Source organism: Bordetella ansorpii, from assembly GCF_900078705.1.
GTDB lineage: Bacteria > Pseudomonadota > Gammaproteobacteria > Burkholderiales > Burkholderiaceae_B > Bordetella > Bordetella ansorpii_A.
On the sequence record NZ_FKIF01000010.1, the window covers coordinates 590,427 to 612,372 of the forward strand.

18 protein-coding genes are annotated in these 21,946 nt (G+C 68.6%); 10 read left to right on the forward strand and 8 right to left on the reverse strand.

Annotated features, from left to right (window positions below):
- Positions 1–20 precede the first annotated feature (20 nt).
- Both A6745_RS27035 and A6745_RS27040 read right to left on the reverse strand, forming a co-directional pair.
- Positions 21–1,649: a methyl-accepting chemotaxis protein gene (locus tag A6745_RS27035; protein WP_066134519.1), complete on the reverse strand. Its 1,629-nt coding sequence runs from the start codon at positions 1,647–1,649 to the stop codon at positions 21–23.
- A 337-nt stretch (positions 1,650–1,986) separates the two neighbouring features.
- Positions 1,987–2,934, reverse strand: coding sequence for a YicC family protein (locus A6745_RS27040; RefSeq protein ID WP_066134522.1), 948 nt, complete (start codon positions 2,932–2,934; stop codon positions 1,987–1,989).
- Between the two features lie 115 nt (positions 2,935–3,049).
- Between A6745_RS27040 and rph the strand changes: the two genes are divergently transcribed.
- Positions 3,050–3,793, forward strand: coding sequence for a ribonuclease PH (gene rph, locus A6745_RS27045; RefSeq protein WP_066134906.1), 744 nt, complete (start codon positions 3,050–3,052; stop codon positions 3,791–3,793).
- Between the two features lie 137 nt (positions 3,794–3,930).
- On the opposite strand, the gene A6745_RS27050 is transcribed toward rph, so the two are convergent.
- The 4 genes from A6745_RS27050 to A6745_RS27065 form a co-directional block, all read right to left on the reverse strand.
- On the reverse strand, positions 3,931–5,259 hold the full coding sequence (locus A6745_RS27050) for a DUF3443 domain-containing protein (protein WP_082853325.1): 1,329 nt from the start codon (positions 5,257–5,259) through the stop codon (positions 3,931–3,933).
- Positions 5,256–5,717 carry a DUF2844 domain-containing protein gene (locus tag A6745_RS27055; protein WP_066134524.1) on the reverse strand — a complete coding sequence of 154 codons (462 nt, stop codon included), beginning with the start codon at positions 5,715–5,717 and terminating at the stop codon, positions 5,256–5,258. The genes A6745_RS27050 and A6745_RS27055 overlap by 4 nt, the downstream gene beginning before the upstream one ends.
- Positions 5,718–5,938: 221 nt before the next feature.
- On the reverse strand, positions 5,939–7,336 hold the full coding sequence (locus tag A6745_RS27060; protein WP_066134525.1) for an MmgE/PrpD family protein: 1,398 nt from the start codon (positions 7,334–7,336) through the stop codon (positions 5,939–5,941).
- 8 nt (positions 7,337–7,344) lie between these two features.
- Positions 7,345–8,508 carry an acyl-CoA dehydrogenase family protein gene (locus tag A6745_RS27065; protein WP_066134528.1) on the reverse strand — a complete coding sequence of 388 codons (1,164 nt, stop codon included), beginning with the start codon at positions 8,506–8,508 and terminating at the stop codon, positions 7,345–7,347.
- A 151-nt stretch (positions 8,509–8,659) separates the two neighbouring features.
- On the opposite strand from A6745_RS27065, the gene A6745_RS27070 reads away from it, so the two are divergent.
- Positions 8,660–9,583 carry a LysR substrate-binding domain-containing protein gene (locus tag A6745_RS27070; protein WP_066134531.1) on the forward strand — a complete coding sequence of 308 codons (924 nt, stop codon included), beginning with the start codon at positions 8,660–8,662 and terminating at the stop codon, positions 9,581–9,583.
- A gap of 128 nt (positions 9,584–9,711) precedes the next feature.
- A complete protein-coding gene (locus tag A6745_RS27075) occupies positions 9,712–11,367 on the forward strand; it encodes a methyl-accepting chemotaxis protein (protein ID WP_082853326.1) in 1,656 nt (551 codons plus the stop codon).
- A gap of 110 nt (positions 11,368–11,477) precedes the next feature.
- Here the strand turns inward: A6745_RS27075 and A6745_RS27080 are convergent, their stop codons facing one another.
- Complete coding sequence (locus A6745_RS27080) at positions 11,478–13,304, reverse strand: EAL domain-containing protein (protein ID WP_066134537.1); 1,827 nt, start codon at positions 13,302–13,304, stop codon at positions 11,478–11,480.
- A gap of 113 nt (positions 13,305–13,417) precedes the next feature.
- Here A6745_RS27080 and rdgB point away from each other — a divergent pair, with 113 nt between their 5' ends.
- The 5 genes from rdgB to ntrC all read left to right on the forward strand — a co-directional run bounded on the left by rdgB (position 13,418) and on the right by ntrC (position 19,617).
- Positions 13,418–14,041 (forward strand): RdgB/HAM1 family non-canonical purine NTP pyrophosphatase, encoded by a 624-nt coding sequence (gene rdgB, locus A6745_RS27085; RefSeq protein WP_066134539.1) that lies wholly within the window; start codon positions 13,418–13,420, stop codon positions 14,039–14,041.
- Positions 14,042–14,050: 9 nt separating this feature from the next.
- Entirely contained in the window at positions 14,051–15,280 is a 1,230-nt protein-coding gene (gene hemW, locus A6745_RS27090) for a radical SAM family heme chaperone HemW (protein ID WP_066134541.1), read from the forward strand.
- A 173-nt stretch (positions 15,281–15,453) separates the two neighbouring features.
- Complete coding sequence (gene glnA, locus A6745_RS27095) at positions 15,454–16,866, forward strand: type I glutamate--ammonia ligase (RefSeq protein ID WP_066134544.1); 1,413 nt, start codon at positions 15,454–15,456, stop codon at positions 16,864–16,866.
- A gap of 196 nt (positions 16,867–17,062) precedes the next feature.
- Positions 17,063–18,127: a nitrogen regulation protein NR(II) gene (glnL, locus tag A6745_RS27100; protein ID WP_066134546.1), complete on the forward strand. Its 1,065-nt coding sequence runs from the start codon at positions 17,063–17,065 to the stop codon at positions 18,125–18,127.
- Positions 18,127–19,617: a nitrogen regulation protein NR(I) gene (gene ntrC, locus A6745_RS27105; RefSeq protein ID WP_066134549.1), complete on the forward strand. Its 1,491-nt coding sequence runs from the start codon at positions 18,127–18,129 to the stop codon at positions 19,615–19,617. The genes glnL and ntrC overlap by 1 nt, the downstream gene beginning before the upstream one ends.
- Before the next feature lie 135 nt (positions 19,618–19,752).
- Here ntrC and A6745_RS27110 read toward each other — a convergent pair whose 3' ends face one another.
- A complete protein-coding gene (locus A6745_RS27110; protein WP_066134552.1) occupies positions 19,753–20,238 on the reverse strand; it encodes a nuclear transport factor 2 family protein in 486 nt (161 codons plus the stop codon).
- A gap of 422 nt (positions 20,239–20,660) precedes the next feature.
- On the opposite strand from A6745_RS27110, the gene A6745_RS27115 reads away from it, so the two are divergent.
- The gene (locus tag A6745_RS27115) at positions 20,661–21,386 is read left to right on the forward strand and encodes a secretin and TonB N-terminal domain-containing protein (protein WP_066134553.1); all 726 of its coding nucleotides are present in this window, start codon (positions 20,661–20,663) and stop codon (positions 21,384–21,386) included.
- A 2-nt stretch (positions 21,387–21,388) separates the two neighbouring features.
- Positions 21,389–21,898 carry an RNA polymerase sigma factor gene (locus A6745_RS27120; RefSeq protein WP_066134554.1) on the forward strand — a complete coding sequence of 170 codons (510 nt, stop codon included), beginning with the start codon at positions 21,389–21,391 and terminating at the stop codon, positions 21,896–21,898.
- Positions 21,899–21,946: the final 48 nt, after the last annotated feature.

Consider the following 21,946-nt stretch of genomic DNA (forward strand, 5'->3'; position numbering starts at 1 on the left):
TGCCCGCCAGGCAGGCAACCCTATTTCTGCGCCGCCATCGTCGCGGCGCCGCGTGCCCGAGGTACCGCAATGGCGGATTCGCCGACCGTGCGGCGGGCCGCTTCCTCCGACCGGTATCCGATGCGAAAGCCGCCCCAATGCTTGCCGTTCACGTGGATCGGCGCCGACAGGTCGTGCATCACCTCGCCCGTATCGCGCTTGTAGGTCTGCAACAGGAACGGCAGTGTGTTGCTGCCGCAGCGCGAGCCGCAGCGGTCGGTGAAGATGCGCTTGGTGCGGTTGTGCACCAGGTCGTGGTCGTAGTCCCCCGTGAGCGGCTGCGAGAATTTCCGGTTGTGCGTGGGAAAGTAGCCGCGGTCATCCACCGCGCCCGCGTAGGCCAGCCAAGGCAGGTCCTGCAGCACGCCTTCCTGGATGGGCGGCAGCGCCTGGTCGGTGTAGGCATCGAAGGCGCTGGCGTGCTTTTGCGGGTTGGTGCCGGGAATCGGCACGTAATGGCGGTCGAACAAGGCGGCTTCGGTGATGCGGCCTTCGGCGATGGCGCGTTCGAACAGGGCGCCCACGGCCTGCGCGGCGCGTTGCGCGGCGGCGCGCACGGGGTCGTGCACGGTGCGCACGCCCAGTTCGGCCATGGCGCCCAGCAGCGTCTCGCCGCGCTCGCTGACCACCATGGCCGAGCCCGTGGCGCGCGGCAGCTCGTCGTGCGTGGCGAGCATGCCGTCGCGGATGTGCGACACCGTCTCGGCGATGGCGCGCGTGGTCGCCACGTGCTCGTGCGAAGCCTCGGCGATCTGCTGCACGGCCTGCTGCGATGCGCCCGCCGACCGTTCGATGTCGCCCAGCAGCCCGTTGATGCGTTGCACGTTGCGGGCGGCGTCCATCACCTTGCCGGTCAACGCGGCCATGCCGTCGGCGGCATGCTCGGCTTGCTGCGCGATCTCGCGCACCATGGCGCCGATGTCGTCGGTCGCCTCCTTGGTGCGCAGCGCCAGTTGGCGTACCTCGCTGGCCACCACCGCGAAGCCGCGGCCGTGCTCGCCGGCCCGCGCGGCCTCGATGGCGGCGTTCAGCGCCAGCAGGTTGGTGCGCATGGCGATCTCGTTGATCGTCGTGGTGATGCCATGGATGTGGCGGGATTTCTCCTGCAGCGACGCCATCCGCTCGCTGGCCGACCGGGCATCCTCGCGCGCCTGGTCGATCAGGCGCCATCCCTGGTCCACTTCGGCGCGGCCGGCCGCGCTCTGGCCGCGTACCTCGGCGGCCACGCGCGAGGCATCGGCGGCGCTCTGCGCGATCTGTTCGGTGGCCTGCGCGGTCTGCGCCGCCCGCGCCGTGATCTGCTCGGTCGCCTGCAGGTCGCGGTCCACCTGGCGCTTGATGGCGTCGATGAAGTGCGAGGTTTCGGCGGCGCCGATCACGATGTGATCGACCTGCGCACCGGCCTGTTCCAGGCGCTGCGCGTCGGCACGGCGGCCACCGCCGCCGCGCCACCACAGGCTGACCGTCAGCGTGACGACCGCGGCCAGCGCGGCCGGCAGCAGGGTTTGCGTGGTGGTGGCGCCCGCCGCGGCCGCGGCGCAGACGCCGCACAGCGTGCAGGCGCCGCCGGCCGCCAGGCGCCGGGCGGCAAGATGGCCTATTGCTGACACGGATAGTCCCCTCCAGGTGCTTCTATGCTGCAACAAGGGTGCGCGGCCTGGGGGCCGCGTCTGGTTATGGGTGATGCAAGGTCTGGCGATGCGGTCCGCGGCGCCGGATGCCGACCCGGGACACGATACGGTGCGTTTTCCCTGGTGGGGGGCGGATGGCGGACGTCGGAGTTTTATCTCAATTGCGAACATCGCGCTATTCGCAATACTCCGCAGGGGTTGGCAAGAATGCGGGGCCATGCGGGCACTCGGCGCAGCGGGACCCGTTCGGCCTGACCCGGCTGCCCAAGACAAGACACCCGCCGGGGCGGGTGCCGGAAAGAACCCGGATCGCGATTTATTCGATGTTCTGCGCCTGCTCGCGCATCTGCTCGATCAGCAGTTTCAGGTCCATGGCCGCGCGCGTGACTTCCATGCTGCCGGCCTTGGAGCCCAGGGTGTTGGCCTCGCGGTTCATTTCCTGGAACAGGAAATCCAGGCGCTTGCCGGCGCTGCCGCCGGCCGGGCCGCCGCGCTTGCCGGCGGGCTGCTTGCCGCCGCCGCTGCCAGCGCCCAGCAGGTGGCGCAGTTCTTCCAGGTGCGAACGCAGGCGCGACAGTTCCTCCGCCACGTCGATGCGCAGGGCGAACAGGTTGGCTTCGTGGGCCAGGCGCTCGGAAAGTTCGGGGCCGCTGATGTGGGCGAAGCCGCCGGGGAAGGCCGCTTCGACCGATTCGCGCAGCTTGGCGGCCAGTTTTTCGCGGTGGTCGGCCAGCAATTGCGGCAGGTGCGTGTCGACGCTGTCGACGATGCGCGCCACGCCATCGGCGCACTCGCGCATCATGCCTGCCAGGCGCTCGCCTTCGCGGGCGCGCGCTTCCTGCATCTGGGTCAGGGCTTGCTGGGCGGCCTGCAGGCAGGCGGCGCCCCAGGCTTGAGGATCGAGCGCGTCGGCGTTGCGCTGGCCGGGCCAGTTGTAGAGTTCGGCCAGGCGCGGCGCGGCCACTTCGGGCAGGATCTGGCGCGCGGCTTCCAGTTGGGTGGCCAGGCGTTGCAGCCAGGCGGCATCCAGCGTGTTCAGGTCGGCGCCGGCGGCACGGGCGTACGAGACGCGCACCTCGACCTTGCCGCGCGCCAGATTGCTGGTCAGCAGTTCGCGCAGCGGCGTTTCGGCATGGCGCAGCTCGTCGGGCAGGCGGAAGTAGAGATCGAGGTAACGGCTGTTGACGCTGCGCAATTCGAGCGCGAGCGAGCCTTGTTCGAGGTCCGCTCGGGCGTTGCCGAAGGCGGTCATGCTACGGATCATGGCGTGTCCTGGTAAAGCCGGGCGCTCTGCGGCGCCGCTTGCAAACGAGCAGGATACCACTGGCGCCCCTCGTACAATGGCCCCATTTGCCAACTTTCCGGAGCCCGCCGTGAGCCTGAACCCCGATACCGCCACGTCCGCCGCCCGTCCGTCCGGCCGCCGCCCCGACGAACTGCGCCCGTTTTCGCTCGAACGCCATTACACGCGCTATGCGGAAGGCTCCGTCCTGGTGCGGGCCGGCCACACGCATGTGCTGTGCACGGCCAGCGTGCTGGAGAAGGTGCCGCCGTTCCTGAAGGGCCGCGGCGAGGGCTGGGTGACCGCCGAGTACGGCATGCTGCCGCGCGCCACGCATACCCGCGGCGACCGCGAGGCCGCGCGCGGCAAGCAAAGCGGCCGCACGCAGGAAATCCAGCGCCTGATCGGCCGCAGCCTGCGCGCCGTGTTCGACCTGAAGGCGCTGGGCGAGCGTACGCTGCACCTGGATTGCGACGTGCTGCAGGCCGATGGCGGCACGCGCTGCGCCAGCATCACCGGCGCCTGGGTGGCGGCTTCCGACGCCATCGCGCTGCTGATGCGGCGCGGCGACCTGCAGGCCGATCCGATCCGCGATGCCGTGGCCGCGGTCTCGGTGGGCCTGGTGGGCGGCCATCCGGTGCTGGACCTGGATTACCAGGAAGACTCGGCCTGCCAGGCCGACGTCAACGTGGTGATGACCGGCAGCCGTGCCTTCGTGGAAGTGCAGGGCACCGGCGAGGAGGCCACCTTCACGCGGGCCGAACTGGATGCGATGCTGGCGCTGGCCGAAGGGGGCATCGCCCAGCTGGTGCAGATGCAGCGCGGCGCGCTGGACGGCTGACCAGTGGCCGGCCGCCCGTCGGGCAGCGCCGGGCCGACCGCTGAAGCCTGGGCAGGCGCTGGCGGTGCGGGCGGCCATGCCGCGCACCGTAAGCAGGGCTTCCGGGCTTCAGCCGATGGGGCCGGGTCTGAGCGCGATCAGTTCGACACGTAGCTCACGTACGGCCCGGTGCCACCGCCCGCCGAGACCATGCCCGTCAGTCCGTAGTACACGTGCCGGCCGTAGAAGAACGGCAGGCCCAGGTCGAACAGCCCGGCGATTTCGCCGCCGAGGTTGTTGAAGGCGGCATTGCCCGTTTTGAACAGCGCGTCGGCGTTGGCCACGTCGAAAGCCAGGGCGGTGCCGGCCGCGTCGGCGGGCGCGCCCCGGTCCAGCAGCGTCGCCGAAATCGACAGGGTGGCAGAGGGCGCATAGAAGTCGGGGCTGTTGCGGCTGTGCGGGATCGACGCGTCGCTGAAGAAATAGCCGTTCGAGCCCGAATCCGTGAAGCCGCGGATGCGGTTGCCCTTGTAGATCACGTCGAAGTCACCCGCCGAGTTGGTGCGCAGCACGGGGGATCCCTTGCCCTGCAATGTGTTGTTGTCGGCCGTGTCGATGCCGAACACCAGCGTGCCGGTGGCGACCTTCTTGCCATTGGGGCCGATGGGCTCCATCTGCAGCACCACGCCGTTGTTGTGCTGCGCGAAGCGGCTGACCGGATTGCCGACTTGGTTCGCCACCGCTTGCGTGATGGGCGAGCAGGCCGCGCCGTTGCACGAATAATAGAAGCGCGGGTTGGCCGTGGTGCTGCACGCGGGGCAATCCGCGGGCGCCACGCCCACGCCCAGGATGCCGTTGCCGCCCAGGTCGGACACCTTGCCGAGATAGCTGTTCTGCACGCAGGCGTCCGGCACGGCCCCGCCGATGGCCGGATCGCCCCAGATGTGGATCGGCACGTTCTGGGCGGTCTGCGCGCCCAGGCGCACATCGGCGTTGCGCACGCCGCCCCACGCATTGCTGTCGACGAACAGCGTGCACTCGGCGATGCGCGCCGCGCCGTCGCGCTGGGCGGTGAGCGTGGCCAGCGTGGCCGAGGGCACGGCCGAAGCGAACAGGCGCAGGCCGTACGAGCCGGTGTCCACCAGGACGTTGTCGATGGTGGCGCAGGCGCTCGCGGCGTTGGAGTCCGGCGCGCAGATCGTGACGCTGACCGTGGGGAAGTTGCGCGGCTTGTCCGCGCCATTGCTGACCGTGACCGGAATGGCGTTGACGGCGCTGCTGTCGGTGGGCCGGGCCGAGGGCGAGCCGGGCAGGGGCGCGTTGGGGTCGACAGCGGGGGTTGTCACCGCATTGTCGCCGGACACGGAGTTGCCGCCGTCGGCGTCGCCGCCGTCATCACCGCCGCCTCCGCCGCAAGCGGCGAGCAGCATCATCAGGCACGCCGCGGTGACCCAGCGCGCCTTGTGCATCAGATTCTTCGTGTTCATCGTATGTCGGCTGCGGTGGCGCCAGAGGGAATGGAGTTGGTCAGGTATGCCCGGCCGATGAATGAGCCCATGTGGCCGCCGCTCTGTACGGTGAGGCCGGCTTCTTCGACTTGGACGGGACCGGGCGCGCCGCCGCGCCGGGCCGCGCGGCGCGCGTCCAGGGCCTGGCGATAGGTGGAAAAATAGGCGCCCAGCAGCGTGTTCAGGGGCGGCATGTCGGGGCCGTCCCAGACGACGCCGAAGACGGTGCCGCTGGGCGTGACGTACTCGCGGACCGTGGTGCCCGTGGGCAGCAGGGTCTGGATGACGTTGAACGGGGGAGTGGTGGCCGCCAGTGCGCGGGCCTGGAGCGTGTCGATCTGCGGCGCCGGCCAAGTCGGGGTGCCCCCCAGCTCGGCGTGCGCCGGCAGGGCAGCGCAAGCGATGCTCGCCAGCACTGCATAATGCCATTTCGCCATGAAAGTCCTTATTTACTTGCGCCGTCTTTTAATGTTCAGCGGCGACGTGTGCCGAATAATAAAGGCATTTCTTGACGAAAATGCGACGAACAGACAGATAAAGTACAGACATATCCGGAGGTTACATCAACTTTCGGATATTCGTTCATTTTAAATATTCACAAATGATCGAGGGATCTGGGGATATTCATCGCAAGATTGTTATTAATTTCAGCGGCGCTTCAGGCCGGCAGCAGCGCGCCCACGCGCTCCAGGCGTTCGAGGTTCCAGACGATGTCGATCAGCGTGCGCACTTCGCCTTCGGTGGCGGCGCCCGCGTAGACGCCCAGGCGCAGCGTCTTGTCCTCGATCTCGGGGCGGCTGAGCGTGTTGCCCGGATCGCCCTTGGGTTCGTCGACGCGCGCCTCGAACTTGCGGCCGTCGCGGGTGTGCACCGTGACCTTGCCGATCCAGCGGCCGGGATAGGCGTTGTCCACTTCTTCGTCGAGTTGCATTTCGACCCGATCGCGGAAGCTGGCCACGGCGGGGTCCTGCAAGGCGGCGTCGAACTCGGCCAGGCCGGCCCGGCCGCCACGCGCGATAAGCGCCAGCACGGTGCCCATCGAGAACTTGGACTGGTGCACCGTGCGCGGATCGGTGACCGGGCCCAGCACGTCGAGGGCGCCCTGGTGCACGTGCGTGACCACGCGGGCGATGTCGTCGGCGCGCAGGCCGTTGGCGCGCATCGCTTCCTGCAGGGCATCCGCCGCGGGGTGCGTATGGCGGCACGACGCGTGGAACTTGAACGAGGTTTCGGCCAGCGCCCAGCGCCGCCCCAGACGGTCGGTGAGGCGGGCCGGATCGGCGTCGCGCGACATGCCGGCCGCCATCCCTTGCGGGCCTTCGAGGATGTGCTGCGCGCCGGTGAATCCCTCGCGCGCCAGCCAGGCGGCCATCAGGCCATCGGCCGCGGCCTTGGCGGTATGCAACTGCTTGGAATCGGCGGCATCGCGCAGGAACTCCCACAGGCCCGCGGCCTGCGTGCCGGCCGAGCCGAATGCATGCAGCATCCGGGCGGCGTCCAGGCCCAGCAGGCGGCCCGCGGCGGCGGCGGCGGCGATGGTGCCCGCCGTGCCGGTGGTGTGGAAGATCTTGTAGTGCGAACGGCCCAGGAATTCGCCGACGCGGATGCCGACTTCGTAGCCGGCCACCGAGGCTGTCAGCACGTCGCGGCCGGAGCTGCCCAGCGCCTGCGCCAGGGCCAGCACGGGCGGGAAGACCACGGCGGCGGGATGGAACACCGAGCCGTTGTGCACGTCATCTTGTTCGACCACATGCGAGGCCGCGGCGTTGACCATGGCGGCGAACACGGGCGATGAGCCGCGCCGCGCGGTGAGGATCTCGGACGGGCCGGACTGCGGCCCCATGGCCAGGGCGTAGCGTTCGATGGCCTGCACCGGACGGGCGCGCGCGCCGGCCAGGATCGAGGCCAGGCCGTCGAGCAGCAGGTCTTCGGTGCGGCGCAGGACCGCCGCGGGGATCTGTTCGAAGCGCAGGTTGGCGGCGAAGGCCGCGAGCTCGGCGCTGGGATGGGCCGAGACGGGGGAAGCGGGCGCCACGGCGCTGGGAGATGCCGACATGATGGGCCTCAGAAGGAGCGGGGCAATCCGAGCACGTGTTCGGCCACGTACGACAGGATCAGGTTGGTGGAGATGGGCGCGACCTGGTAGAGGCGCGTCTCGCGGAATTTGCGTTCGACGTCGTACTCGTTGGCGAAGCCGAAGCCGCCGTGGAACTGCAGGCAGGCATTGGCGGCTTCCCACGAGGCGTCGGCCGCCAGCAGCTTGGCCATGTTGGCCTGCGTGCCGCAGTGCTGGCCGGCGTCGAACAGGCGGCAGGCCTCGTAGCGCATCAGGCTGGCGGCCTCGACATTGATGAAGGCGCGCGCGATGGGAAACTGCACGCCCTGGTTCTGGCCGATGGGACGGCCGAACACCACGCGTTCCTTGGCATAGGCGGTGACCTTGTCGACGAACCAGTAGCCGTCGCCGATGCACTCGGCGGCGATGAGCGCGCGCTCGGCGTTCAGGCCGTCGAGGATGTAGCGAAAGCCCTTGCCCTCTTCGCCGATGAGGTTCTCGACGGGGATTTCGAGGTTGTCGAAGAACAGTTCGTTGGTCTCGTGATTGACCATGTTGGCGATGGGGCGGACCGCCATGCCGTGGCCGATGGCCTCGCGCAGGTCGACGATGAAGATCGACATGCCGTCGGCCTTGCGCGTGACCTGTTCGAGCGGCGTGGTGCGCGCCAGCAGGATCATCAGGTCGGAATGCTGGATGCGCGAGATCCAGACCTTCTGGCCGTTGATTACGTAGCGGTCGCCGCGGCGGACGGCGGTGGTCTTGATGCGCGTGGTGTCGGTGCCGGTGGTGGGCTCGGTGACACCCATGGATTGCAGGCGCAGGTCGCCGCTGGCGATGCGCGGCAGGTAGTTGCGCTTCTGTTCGTCGGAGCCGTGGCGCAGCAGCGTGCCCATGTTGTACATCTGGCCATGGCAGGCGCCCGAGTTGCCGCCGCTGCGGTTGATCTCTTCCATGATGACCGAGGCTTCGGTCAGGCCCAGGCCCGAGCCGCCGTACTCCTGAGGGATCAGCGCGGCCAGCCAGCCGGCCTCGGTGAGGGCGCGCACGAAGGCGTCGGGATAGCCGCGTTCTTCGTCGACCTTGCGGAAGTATTCGGCGGGGAACTGCGCGCACAGGTCGCGCACCGCGCTGCGGATGTCATCAAAGGCGTGGGGAGAGGTATCGGACATGGGGTAATGGTGGTATGGGGCGATCTTCTATGATGGCGCCCAGCATGGGCTGCTACGCCTCGACTTTGCCGCAGCCCCGCCGCACTGCCAATTTAAGATTGCCGAATACCGGGTTATCGATTCCCGAAGAGAACATAGGAGGCCGGCCCGGATGGCTGCGCATTTCGACCTGACCGACCTGCAGTTGATCGTCCACATCGGCGATTGGCACAGCCTGACGCGAGGCGCCGAGAAATCGCATCTGTCGCTGCCGGCCGCCAGCACGCGCGTGAAGAACCTGGAGGAATACTTCGGCACGCAGCTGCTGTATCGCTCCAGCCAGGGTGCCACGCTGACGCCCTCGGGCGAGGCCCTGCTGCGCCACGCGCGCACGGTCATGCAGCAGGTCGAGCAACTGCGCGGCGACATGCAGGAATATGCGCGCGGCATCAAGGGCCATGTGCGTGTGCTGGCGAACACCACGGCCATGACCGAGTTCATGCCGGCGGTGCTCAGCCGCTTCCTGGCCGGCCATCCCGACGTGAACGTCGAATTGCGCGAGCGGCTGAGCTACCTGGTGGTGCGCGCGGTGGCGGAGGGCTCGGCCGACATCGGCATTGCCGCGGCCGGGCAGGGCGCCGACCCGAAGGTGCAGTTCATCCCGTACCGCAGCGACCGGCTGGTGCTGGTCACCGGGCGTGGCCATCCGTTGGCCGGCGAGGGATCCGTGTCGTTCGCTGACACATTGGGCGACGATTATGTGGGGCTGTCGGAGGCCAGCGCCATTCATCCGTTCCTCGTGCAGGCGGCGGCGGCCCTGGGCCGGATCTTCCGCTTCCGCATCGAAGTGGGCAATTTCGAGGCCGTCTGCCGCATGATCGAAAGCGGTGTCGGCATCGGGGTGATCCCCGAATCGGCGGCGCTGCGCTATGCGCGCAGCCTGGGCATCGCGATCGTGCCGCTGACCGATGCGTGGGCCCTGCGCCGGCTGCACATCTGCGTGAAGGATCTGGACGCCTTGCCGGCCTTTGCCCGCGATCTGGTCAAGGAACTGGTGGAGGATGTCCCCCCTGGGGAAAGAGCCACTGCCGACTAATTGGCAACGTTGAGTTACGTTTCTATTTGCCTTAAGCGAGAAACGTAAACAAATGTCAAGAAACTGCCAAAGTTGCACTGCAAAATCGTGCGCAACCCGCGCTCTGAGCGGGATTTGGCAGGTATCCAATGCGTAAAAGTCTCAATGGTCTGAAAATCAGCACGGCTTTGACGGCCACCCTTGTCATGTTCGTGGCGCTGTTCGCCATCGCCGCGGCGGCCGCCATCTGGACGCTGCGGGCCGACCGGCAGGCCATCGAACAACTGGGCCGCGCCAACATCGAGCGCGCCAGCGATCTCGGCGACCTGAACAGCCGGCTGTTCCAGGCCCGCGCCGATCTGGCCGTGGCCAAAACCTATATGGAAGGCGGCCAGGAAGAACCCCGCAATGCCGCGCTGGCCAGCGCCGACAAGCTGCTGCAAGCGGCGCGCGCCAGCCTCAAGCGCCTGGCGGACAATCCCGACACGGCCGAGGACGGGGCGGTCCTGTACAAGGAAGTGATGGACGCCAGCAAGGCGCTGGACCTCGAAGTGATGACGCCGCTGCACAAGGCCATCACGGGATGGAACGGCATCCAGGCCAACATGCTGGCCGACAACGCGATGGCCAAGATCAGCGCGCGCTACATCGCCGCCGTGGACAAGTACCAGGGCTATTCGCGCGCCGTGGGCCGCGAGGCCGTCGAGGTCGCCGCCCGCACGCAGGAGCGCGCCATCACCGCCGCCGTCCTGATGCTGGTCGGCGTGTTCGTCATCGCGCTGCTGGTGCGACTGGGCTTTCGCCGCGCCATCCTGCGTCCGCTTACCGAGGCCGGCAAGCAGTTCGACCGCATCGCCGACGGCGACCTCACCGGCAAGCTGGCCGCGCGCGGCAACAACGAGGTGGGCGTCCTGTACGCCGCCATGGGCCGCATGCAGAGCGGGCTGACCAATGCCGTGGCCGCCGTGCGCCACAGCGTCGAGGAAATCCACGCAGGCTCCACCGAGATCGCCGAGGCCGGCAACGACATGTCCGACCGCAGTTCGCGGCAGGCCGGCGCGTTGCAGGAAGCCTCGGCCAGCCTGACCGAATTGGCCGCCACCGTCACGGGCAATGCGCAGGATGCCGCCACCGCCAACCAGCAGGCGCTCGACGTCTCGCAGTTGGCGCGCCGTGGCGGCTCGGCGGTCGACGAGGCGGTCAGCAGCATGCAGGGCATCGCCACGGCCCAGCGCCGCATCGCGGAAATCGTCGGCGTGGTCGACGGCATCGCGTTCCAGACCAACCTGCTGGCCCTGAATGCCGCCGTCGAGGCGGCCCGCGCCGGCGCCCAGGGCCGTGGCTTCGCGGTCGTGGCGGGCGAAGTCCGCACGCTGGCGCAACGCAGCGCGCAAGCCGCGCGCGAGATCAAGGAACTGATCGACGACGCCAGCCAGCGCGTGGATTCGGGCGTGCGCCAGGTGGGCAACGCCGGCCAGACCATGAAGCAGGTGGTCGAGTCGGTGGACCGCATCACCGGCATCGTCGCCGGCATTTCGGACGCCAGCACGCAACAGGCCGAGGGCGTGGCCGCCGTGAACCAGGCCGTGGCCGAGATCGAGCGCAATACGCAGGAAAACGCCGCGATGGTGGAAGAAACCGCCGCCGCGGTGGCGTCGCTGGCGGCACAGGCCGTCGTGCTGCGCAAGGCCGTGTCGGTCTTCACCCTGGAAGACGACCTGGTGGCCGGGCAGGAGCCGGCCGAGGTGCCGCACTACGTGGGCGCCCCGCGCCTGGCGGCGCAGCCCAGGTATCTGCCGGCCTGATCCCCTTTTGGCAGGCAATGCCTGCCGGATGAAGGGGCGGTGTGATCGGGGCTGCCCAGCCAGGCAGCCCTTTGCATGGGGCTTCGCTCGCGGCTTGGCCGGCGGCCTGGCTACGCGTCGCGATAGCTGTCGAGCACCGCCTGCGGCACCCGCACCGGCGGGTAGTCTTCGACGATCATGCCCGTGCGGCCGTGCTTGACGCGGTGCTTGACCTGCGCGGCGGCCGAGGCGATGTCCTGCGGCCGCACCTCGCCGCACAGCACGGGCCGCACCATCAGCGAGCCCACGCCCAGCGTGACGAAGGGAAAGAAGCGCGGCACGCCGTAGCGGTCCTCGGTCTCGATGCCGCCGTTGCGCCGTCCCGTGTCGTCGTACAGGCCGCGCGCGCGCTCGTTGAACTCGGTGATCAGCCGCTCGATGCGCTCGCGCCAGTCGCGGCTGCGCAGCAGCACCACGAAATCGTCGCCGCCGACGTGGCCCACGAAATCGCGCTGCGGATCACAGTGGCGCTTGATGACCTCGGCCACCAACTGGATCATGTCGTCGCCGCGCCAGTAGCCGTAGACGTCGTTGAACGGCTTGAAATTATCCAGGTCGCAGTAGCCCACCACGAAGTCTTCGGTGCCGGACAGCAGCGTGCCGATGTGGCGGCTGATGGGGATGTTGCCGGGCAGGGCGGTCAGGGGGTTGGCGTAGCGCGCGGCCTCCAGGCGGATCTCGGTGACGGCGCGGACCAGGGCCTCGCCCGTGCCCAGGCCGGCGTAGCGGCCGTGGCGCGTCAGGATGAAGCCATCGCGCAGGTAGCGCTGGTCTTCGGAGATGAGCACCGGCGCCAGGCGGTCGACCGAGGTGTCCAGATCGACCAGCAGCGGCTCGGGGTTCATGAAGGACGAGCAGAGGTCGCGGCCGAACAGTTCGCGCGTGTAGCGCATGGCGTACTGCTCGGAGAAGTCGCGCCGGTTGATCAGGCCGATGGGATAGCCTTCGCCATCCAGCACGGCCACCGCATGCAGGTCGGTGCGTTCCAGGAACAGGCGGTGCACGTCGTCGTTGGTGTGGCCGTCGCGGCGCACGGCGGGGGCTTCGACGCGCAGGCTGGCCACGGTGTCGTAAGTGCTGCCCGACAGGTCGGGGGCGGGCCGGCGCAGGTTCAGGAGGCCCTGCACCGCTTCGGGCAGTTCGGTGGCGGCGCGGGTGGCGGGGCGGCCCAGCAGCCAGCCTTGCGCGTAGCGGATGCCCAGGTTGCGCACCACCGCCATGTCTTCGGTGGTTTCGATGCCTTCGGCCAGCACGGGGGTGCCCAGGGATTGGGCCACGCTGAGCAGGCAGCGCACCAGTTGCTGGCGCGGCGCGTCGGCGCCGATGCCGTTGAAGAAATAGCGGTCGATCTTGACCAGGTCGGGACGCAGTTCGGCCCACAGCCGCAGGCTGGCGTGGCCCACGCCGTAGTCGTCCAGCGCGATGCGCATGCCGCCTTCGCGCAGGCAATCCAGCGCCTGGATGAGCGTGTGCATGTCGTCCTGGGCGGGGTCGTAGTCGGCCAGCTCGATGATGATGCTGTCGGCCGATACGCCGCTGTCGCCCAGCAGGAACCCGGGCATCCGGCGGCTCCATTCGCGCCAGTACTGGATCAGGCCGCCAGCCGACATGTTCAGGAACAGCTTGCCGCGCAGCCCGCCCTGGGCATAGCCGGAAAGGCCGGCGCGCAGGCAGGCCATTTCCAGTTCGCGGTAGCGCCCGGCGGCGCGGGCCTCGGCGAACAGCGCATCGGGCATGTGCAAGGGATGCCCGGCGGGGCCTCGGATCAGGCTTTCATATCCATGGATACGGCCATGGAACAGGTCGGCCACCGGTTGGTAATGCGGGGTGAGCAGTTCTTGCCGCAGAATCTTTGCCAGATCTTCCGCGCGGCCGGGACCGGCTGGGGGTGATTGCATGATGGGGCTTGCTGGCCTTGACGATTTGGTGCGGCCCTCATGGTGGCCTCACATTGTGTCCATAATGTGGCCGTGCCCGGGCGTGTTGCAGCATAGCTAATACAATCAGACCGATGAACGCTTCCTCTGACTCCATTACGCCCCGCCGCGTCGTGCTGGCCTCGGGCAACCCCGGCAAACTGCGCGAATTCGCGGCCCTGTTTTCCCCGGTGGGCATCGAACTGGTGCCGCAGGGCCAACTCGGCGTGGCCGACGCCGACGAGCCCTACGTCACCTTCGTCGAGAACGCACTGGCCAAGGCCCGCCACGCCAGCCGGCAGACCGGCCTGCCGGCGCTGGCCGACGACTCCGGCCTGTGCGTGGCCGCGCTCGACGGCGCGCCGGGCGTCTATTCGGCACGCTATGCGCAGCGCGCCGGCGGCGAGAAAAGCGATGCCGCCAACAACGCGCTGCTGGTGAGCAATCTGGCGGGCAAGGCCGACCGGCGCGCCTGGTACGTGGCCGTGCTGGTCTACGTGCGCAGCGCCGACGATCCGCAGCCGCTGATCGGCGAGGGGGTCTGGCACGGCGAGATCCTGGACATGCCCGAGGGTGAACACGGTTTCGGCTACGATCCGCACTTCTACCTGCCCGAGCTGGGCGCCACCGCCGCCTCGCTGGACCCGGACGAGAAGAACCGCGTCAGCCATCGCGCGCGCGCGCTGCGCCAACTGTTGGACAAGCTCGCTCTCTGCTGATTTCCTCGCATGTCCCGCACCATCATCCTGCATCCCGAAGGCACCGTTGCGCGGCCGCGCGCGGTGATGCCGGCCGGCCCGGCCACCCTGACCAGCCTGCCGCCGTTGTCGGTCTACGTGCACGTGCCCTGGTGCGTGCGCAAGTGCCCGTACTGCGACTTCAACTCGCACGCCGCGGATGAGATCCCCGAGCGGGCCTATCTGGATGCGCTGCGCGCCGACCTGGAGCAGTCGCTGCCCCTGGTCTGGGGCCGGCAGGTGGTGTCGGTGTTCCTGGGCGGCGGCACGCCCAGCCTGCTGTCGGCCGCCGGCCTGGACGAGCTGCTGGCCATGCTGCGCGCCTGCCTGAACCTGCTGCCGGACGCCGAGATCACGATGGAGGCCAATCCCGGCGCCGCCGAGGCCTCCCGCCTGCGCGACTACGCGGCCAGCGGCGTCACGCGCTTTTCGCTGGGCATCCAGAGTTTCGACGATGCGCAGTTGAAGCGCCTGGGCCGCATCCATGATTCGGGCCAGGCGCGCGCCGCCATCGAGATGGCCCAGCGGGCCGCCGAGCGGGTCAACCTGGACCTGATGTTCGCGCTGCCGCATCAAAGCCTGGAGGCCTGTCTGGCCGATGTGCGCCAGGCGCTGTCGTTCGGCACCGAGCATTTGTCCATGTATCACCTGACGCTCGAACCCAACACGGTGTTCGCCAAGTACCCGCCCGACGGCCTGCCCGACGACGACCTGGGCGCGGCCATGCAGGACGCGGTCGAGGCCGAGCTGGCCGCCGCCGGCCTGCGGCGCTACGAAGTGTCCGCCTACGCCCGGGCGGGGGCGCGCAGCCGGCACAACGTCAATTATTGGGAGTTCGGCGACTACCTCGGCCTGGGGCCGGGGGCGCATGGCAAGCTGTCATTTCACGACCGTATCGTCAGGCAGGCCCGCGCCCGCCAGCCGGAGTCGTGGATGGAGCGGGCAGGGCGCCACGACGGCAGCCACATCGCCGAGGATCGCGTGGTGCGGGCCGGCGAACTGCCGTTCGAGTTCATGCTGAATGCGTTGCGCCTGAAGGACGGGGTGGCCGCCAGCCTGTTCGCCGAGCGCACCGGCCTGTCGCTCGCCGCCATCGCGCACCAATTGGAAGCAGCCTCGTCGCGGGGCCTGCTGGACGCCGATCCCACCCGGTTGCGCGCCACTGCCCTGGGTTGGAGCTTCCTGAACGATCTGCAGGAAATGTTCCTGTCCACCGATTGATCTATATTGGTGCATTCCGCACCATGATTTGCACCGTTGTGGTGCTTTGTTTTGGCCAATCCGGTCTCGTCTGCGGGGAATCCCGAGGTTCAGCCCTGGCACGGTTATTGCTTTGAATGTCATTGCCAGTCGGGCCGACTTTGCCCTACGACGTTTTTATCAATGGAGATGACATGGCAAGCCCCCAAGACGTTCTGAAACTGATCGCCGACAACGAAGTCAAGTTCGTTGACTTCCGCTTTACCGATACCGTTGGCCGCGAGCACCACGTGTCGGTGCCCGCCCACACGGTGGACGAGGACAAGCTGGAAAGCGGCCAGGCCTTCGACGGTTCGTCGATCCCCGGCTGGAAGGGCATCGAAGCGTCCGACATGCTGCTCATCCCCGACGTGGAAACGGCCAACCTGGATCCGTTCCGCGAAGAGTCGACCCTGATCCTGTCGTGCGACGTGGTCGAACCGTCGGACATGAAGGGCTACGACCGTGACCCGCGCTCGCTGGCCAAGCGCGCCGAAGCCTACCTGAAGTCCTCCGGCCTGGGCGACACCGCCTACTTCGGTCCGGAACCCGAATTCTTCGTGTTCGACGGCGTGACGTGGAACACCGACATGTCGGGCACCTTCGTCAAGATCAAGTCCGAGGAAGCGCCCTGGTCGACCGGCCTGGAATTCGAAGGCGGCAACATGGGCCACCGTCCGGGCGTCAAGGGCGGCTACTTCCCCGTGCCCCCGGTCGATTCGTTCCAGGACATGCGTTCGGAAATGTGCCTGGTGCTGGAACAGATGGGCGTGCCCGTCGAAGTGCACCACCATGAAGTGGCCGCTCCCGGCCAGCTGGAAATCGGCACGAAGTTCAGCACCCTGGTGCGCCGCGCCGACTGGAACCAGATCCTGAAGTACGTCGTGCACAACGTGGCCCACGCCTACGGCAAGACCGCCACGTTCATGCCCAAGCCGGTCGTCGGCGACAACGGTTCCGGCATGCACGTCCACCAGTCGATCTGGAAGGACGGCCAGAACCTGTTCGCGGGCAACGGCTACGCCGGCCTGTCGGAATTCGCGCTGTACTACATCGGCGGCATCATCAAGCACGCCCGCGCGCTGAACGCCATCACCAACCCCGGCACCAACTCGTACAAGCGCCTGGTTCCGCACTTCGAAGCCCCGGTCAAGCTGGCCTACTCGGCCCGTAACCGTTCGGCCTCGATCCGCATCCCGTACGTCGGCAACCCGAAGGGCCGCCGCATCGAGACGCGCTTCCCGGATCCCCTGGCCAACCCGTACCTGGCCTTCTCGGCCCTGATGATGGCCGGTCTGGACGGCGTGCAGAACAAGATCCACCCCGGCGATCCCGCCGACAAGAACCTGTACGATCTGCCGCCGGACGAAGACGCGAAGATCCCGACCGTCTGCGCGTCGCTGGATCAGGCCCTGGAAGCCCTGGACAAGGACCGCGAGTTCCTGACCCGCGGCGGCGTCTTCAGCAACGAAATGATCGATGCCTACCTGGCGCTGAAGGAAGCCGACGTGCAGCGTCTGCGCATGACGACGCACCCGGTCGAATTCGACATGTACTACAGCCTGTAATGGGCTCTGGGGCGGGCCTGGCGGCCAGCCCCCACGGCACGGCCGGCAGGCTCGTCCCGCTGGCGCGCAAGGCGGCGTTTCCGCCTTGCGGCAAGCCGTTGCCCGCGGGCAGGCCTCGCGCCTGCCCGTGGTTTCCCGCGGCATCCGGCTGGCCTGGCCGGCAGGATGCCCGCCTCACGGCTCTGGTGCTTCAGCGATGAATGTAGACGCTTTTGATTTGCTCGCCACGTCCGTCTTCCTCGTGAACGAGCGCGGCTATATCGAATACGCCAACGCCGCCGCCGAAGACCTGTTCGGCAGATCGCGCAAGCAGTTGCGCGGGCTTTCCGCGGTCGGCCTGTACGACCATCCCGAAGACCTGCAATCCTCCATCGACGGAGCGGTCGCGGGCAAGTTCGCCGACGTGCGGCAACTGACGTCCCTGCGTCGCGCCACCGAATCGGTCGAAGTCACCGTCACCACCGTGGCGCTTACCGGGCAACCGTGGCCCGTCATGATAGAAACCCGCGAGATCGAGCAGCGCACGCTGGCCGACCGCAACCATCGCCTGGTCGAAGAGATCGAGTCGCATCGCGAGTTGCTGCGCAACCTGGCGCATGAGGTGAAGAATCCCCTGGGCGGCCTGCGTGGCGCCGCCCAATTGCTGGAGGCCGAGCTGCCCAGCGCGGCGCTGACGGAATATACGCAAGTCATCATTTCCGAAGCCGACCGCCTGCAGGCGCTGGTCGATCGCCTGAGCGGTCCGCAGCGCGTGCCCCTGAACGCCAAGCCGGTCAATATCCACGAGATCTGCGAGCGCGTGTGCGCCCTGATCCAGGCCGAGTTCCGCGATGGCCTGGGCCTGGTGCGCGACTACGACGCCTCGGTGCCCGACCTGCACGGCGACGCCGCGCGCCTGATGCAATCGGTGCTGAACGTGGCGCGCAATGCCGCGCAGGAACTGGTGCTGCAGAAGGCCGGCCCCGACGTGCCGCCGGCCCAGATCACGCTGCGCACGCGCGTGGCGCGCCAGGTGATGCTGGCGCACCGGCATCACCGGCTGGCGCTGGTGCTGTCCATCATCGATAACGGTCCGGGCGTGCCCGAACACATCCGCGACCGCATCTTTCATCCCCTGGTCACCGCCAGGCCGGGCGGTACCGGCCTGGGCCTTAGCCTGGCACAGGATTTCGTGCAACAGCACGGCGGCATCATCGAATTCGAGTCGCGGCCGCGGCATACCGAATTTCGGCTGGTCCTACCGATGGAGCCCCCACTCTGATGAAACCCGTCTGGATTGTCGACGACGATCAGGCCATACGCTGGGTGCTCGAAAAAGCCCTGGCGCGCGCCGGTATCGCCACCCGTAGTTTCTTCCAGGCCTCGGACGTGCTCGACGCGATGACGCGCGAGACGCCCTCGGTCCTGGTTTCCGATATCCGCATGCCCGGCGGCAACGGCCTGGAGCTGCTGCGCCAGATCAAGGAACGCTATACCGGGCTGCCCGTCATCGTGATGACGGCCTTCGCGGACCTGGACAGCACCGTGTCCGCCTTCCAGGGCGGCGCCTTCGATTACCTGGCCAAGCCCTTCGACATCAACGAAGCGGTCGCGCTGATCCAGCGCGCCATGCAGGAATCCGAGCCGCACGACGAGTCGCCCGCGCAGGCCGAGGGCCAGCAGACCGGCGAGCGCTGGATGATGACGCAGTCCTCGTCCACGGCCATGCAGGAGGTGTTCCGCGCGATCGGCCGCCTGGCCCAGTCCAAGGTCACGGTGCTGATCACCGGCGAATCCGGCACGGGCAAGGAACTGGTGGCGCGGGCGCTGCATGGCCATGGCGCGCGCGCCAACGGTCCGTTCGTGGCCCTGAACGCCGCAGCCATCCCGCGCGACCTGCTGGAAGCCGAGCTGTTCGGCCATGAGCGTGGCGCCTTCACGGGCGCCAATACGCTGCGCCGCGGCCGTTTCGAGGAAGCGCATGGCGGCACGCTGTTCCTGGACGAGATCGGCGACATGCCGATCGAACTGCAGACGCGCCTGTTGCGCGTGCTGGCCGAGGGCAGTTTCTACCGCGTGGGCGGCGCGCAGCCGGTGCGCGTGGATGTGCGCATCGTGGCCGCCACGCACCAGCCGCTGGAGCAGCGGGTCGAGCAGGGCCTGTTCCGCGAAGACCTGTTCCACCGCCTGAACGTGATCCGCCTGCGGCTGCCGCCGCTGCGCGAGCGCGTGGAAGACATACCCGCGCTGGCCAATCATTTCCTGGGCGTCAGCGCGCGTTCGCTGGGCGTGCCGGTCAAGCGCCTCACGCCCGAGGCCACCGCGGTACTGACCCGCTTCGATTTCCCGGGCAACGTGCGGCAGCTGGAGAACTTCTGCCACTGGCTGACGGTGATGGCGCCGGGGCAGACCATCGACCGCAACGACCTGCCGCCCGAGATCCGCGCGGTGGAGCAGTCGCCCGCCGTGTCGCCGCCCGCGCGCGCGGTGGCGCTGGCCGAGTCGCCCGTGACGGGCGGCGGCGTGGTCTATCCGGATGAGCCGATTCCGGCCGGCAGTTGGCAGGACGCGCTGCTGCGCGACGCCCAGCGCCGCCTGGAGCGCGGCGAGCCGGCCGTCATGGCCACGCTGACCCGGCAGTTCGAGAAGATCCTGCTGCAAAGCGCGCTGGACGCCAGCCGTGGCCGCCGCGTGGAAGCGGCGTCGCGCCTGGGCATCGGGCGCAATACGATCACGCGCAAGCTGCGCGAACTGGGCATCGAGGACGAATAGGCGTACACGCCGGTCGTCTGTTCGTCCTGGTGTGGGCGGGCCCTTGCGGGGGCCCGCCTTTTTTCGGGGCGCCATCGAGGGCACGCCGCGCCGCCATGCGGGCTGGCGTGCGCACGGCGCCCGAAGCGGGTGCCTTCAGTCCAGCAACTGGGCCAGCCGCCAGGTGTCCAGGAATGCCAGGACGTCCACGATCTTGCCGTCTTGCATCCTCATGTGCCAGGCGTAGCTGTTGTCGTAGGCGCTGCCGTCCTTGGCCGTGGCGCGGCCCTGCCAGACCACGATCACCGCGTCGCCCTGGGCATGCACCTGCTGTACTTGCGGCACGATGGGCGTGGACAGCCGCGCGGTGATCGGGGCCACCGCCGTGTTCATCAGGTCTTTCTTCGAGCGGTAGACGCCGGAGACCGGGCTGTTGCCGGCCACGGTCCAGCGCACGTCATCGTGCAGCAGGTCGAAGACGGAGCCCTGGCCCAGCCGCCACCGCTCGAAGGCCTGCCTGACCAGTTTCTCGTTGGCTTGCGCCGGGCCGCCGCGGGCGGATTCGGCGTGCGCGGTCACGGTCAGCGCCATGCTCAGCAGCAGGCCCGATGCCAGGGCGAGGGGAAAGGTGCGAATTGCCATGCCGGATCTCCTTCGGTGAAGAAGGCGCGGGCGTGCGCCGTCCTATCGTCATGGTAGGAAGCGGCCGGTTCGCTGCGAAGGCGGGTTTCTCTTCCATCCTTGCCCAATGCGATGGATGGCCGTCCAGAAGGGGACGGCGCGGGGCGATGCCGCAACGGGCGGGCCGTGCGCGAGAGGACAGGACTCGCGGGACGCTCCGGCGCCGCGGCGCGCGGTCCGGACGCCCGGGGCTCTTGCAGGATCGGCGGGGCGCGGGTTCGCGCATGACCGAACGTCGAACCGTAACAAAACCGTCATTCCTCGCCCGCAAAATGCGGTGTTTTTCAGGGTGGGGTAAGAACATTGCCGGTGCGACCGTTCGCAGCGTCAGCATGCCCTTGGTTCATCGGCGCCGCCCCGTGCGGGGCTTCAGTGCGGCAGGCATGCCCGTCCCCCTGAACCGTCATCGGGCCGCCGCCTGGGCGCTGGGCGTTGCCGGACTGGCCGCGCCCCTGTGCGCCTGGCCGGCGGGAGGCGCAATCGTCGATGCCGACGCCGCGCAGTCCGCCGACGAGGCGCTCTTGCTTTTCGACATCCCCGCCCAGCCCCTGGAGGCCGCACTGGATCAGTTCGCCGTCGTGACGGGCCGCTCGGCCCTGTTCAGCAGCGCCATGGTCGCCGACCGCACGTCCGCGCCGGTGCGCGGCCGCTACACGCCCGAGCGCGCCTTGCGCCACATGCTGGCGGGCACGGGCCTGGCCGCGCAGCAGGCCGTTGCCGGCCGGGTGGCCGCCTTCGTCATCCGCCAGGCGGACCCGGCGGACGAGGGAAGCAACGCGGCTGGCCGCAATCCCGTGGCGCAGGCACGCCTGGCGGCCTACGACGAACTGCTGCAGGACCGCGTCTGGGTGGCCCTGTGCGCCCGGCCGTTGACGGCCGCGCCGAACTACCAGTCGGTGCTGCGCTTCGAAGTCACGCAGTCCGGCCGCCTGGGCGATCCCCGGCTGGTCGGCTCGACCGGCGATCCGCGCCGCGACGCCGCCTTGCTGGATGCATTGGGCAGTGTGCGCATCGGCCAGCCGCCGCCCGCGGAACTGGTCCAGCCCGTCACCCTGCTGATCCTGCCCGGCCGCGCCGACCGTGCCCACTGCCCGGGAGCGCGCGGCTAGCCATGTCCGAAGAAGTCAGGCTCCTGCTGCTGGACTTCCTGTCCAAGAACTACGGCGACCTGCGGCGCCGGCTGATGCATTTCCTGCGCAGCCCCGACCTGACGGACGACGCGCTGCACGACACCTGGCTGCGCGTGAAGCGGCTGGAGAACCAGTCGCCGGTGCTCAATCCGCGCGGCTTCCTGCTGCGCATGGCCGTCAATACGGCGTTGAACGACATCCGCAGCCAGAGCCCCATGGTGCCGCAGAGCGAACTGGACTCGGTGCTGGAGCTGGCCGATCCCGCTGCGGGACCGGAGCACATCGCCGCCGCGCGCTCGGACATGGCCGAGCTGGTGGCGGCCATGCAGCGCATGCCGCAGCGCCGCCGCGACGTGGTGCTGCTGGTGCGCTGGGAGGGCCTGACGCAGAAAGAGGTGGCCGAGCGCCTGGGCGTGTCGCTGCGCACGGTCGAGCTGGAGCTCAAGCGCGCCAACGATTTCTTCGCCGCCCGCCTGGGCGCGAGAAAATAATTTGCGGGTTTCAGCATGCTCACGTGTCTTCCTTATGAAAACCCGAAT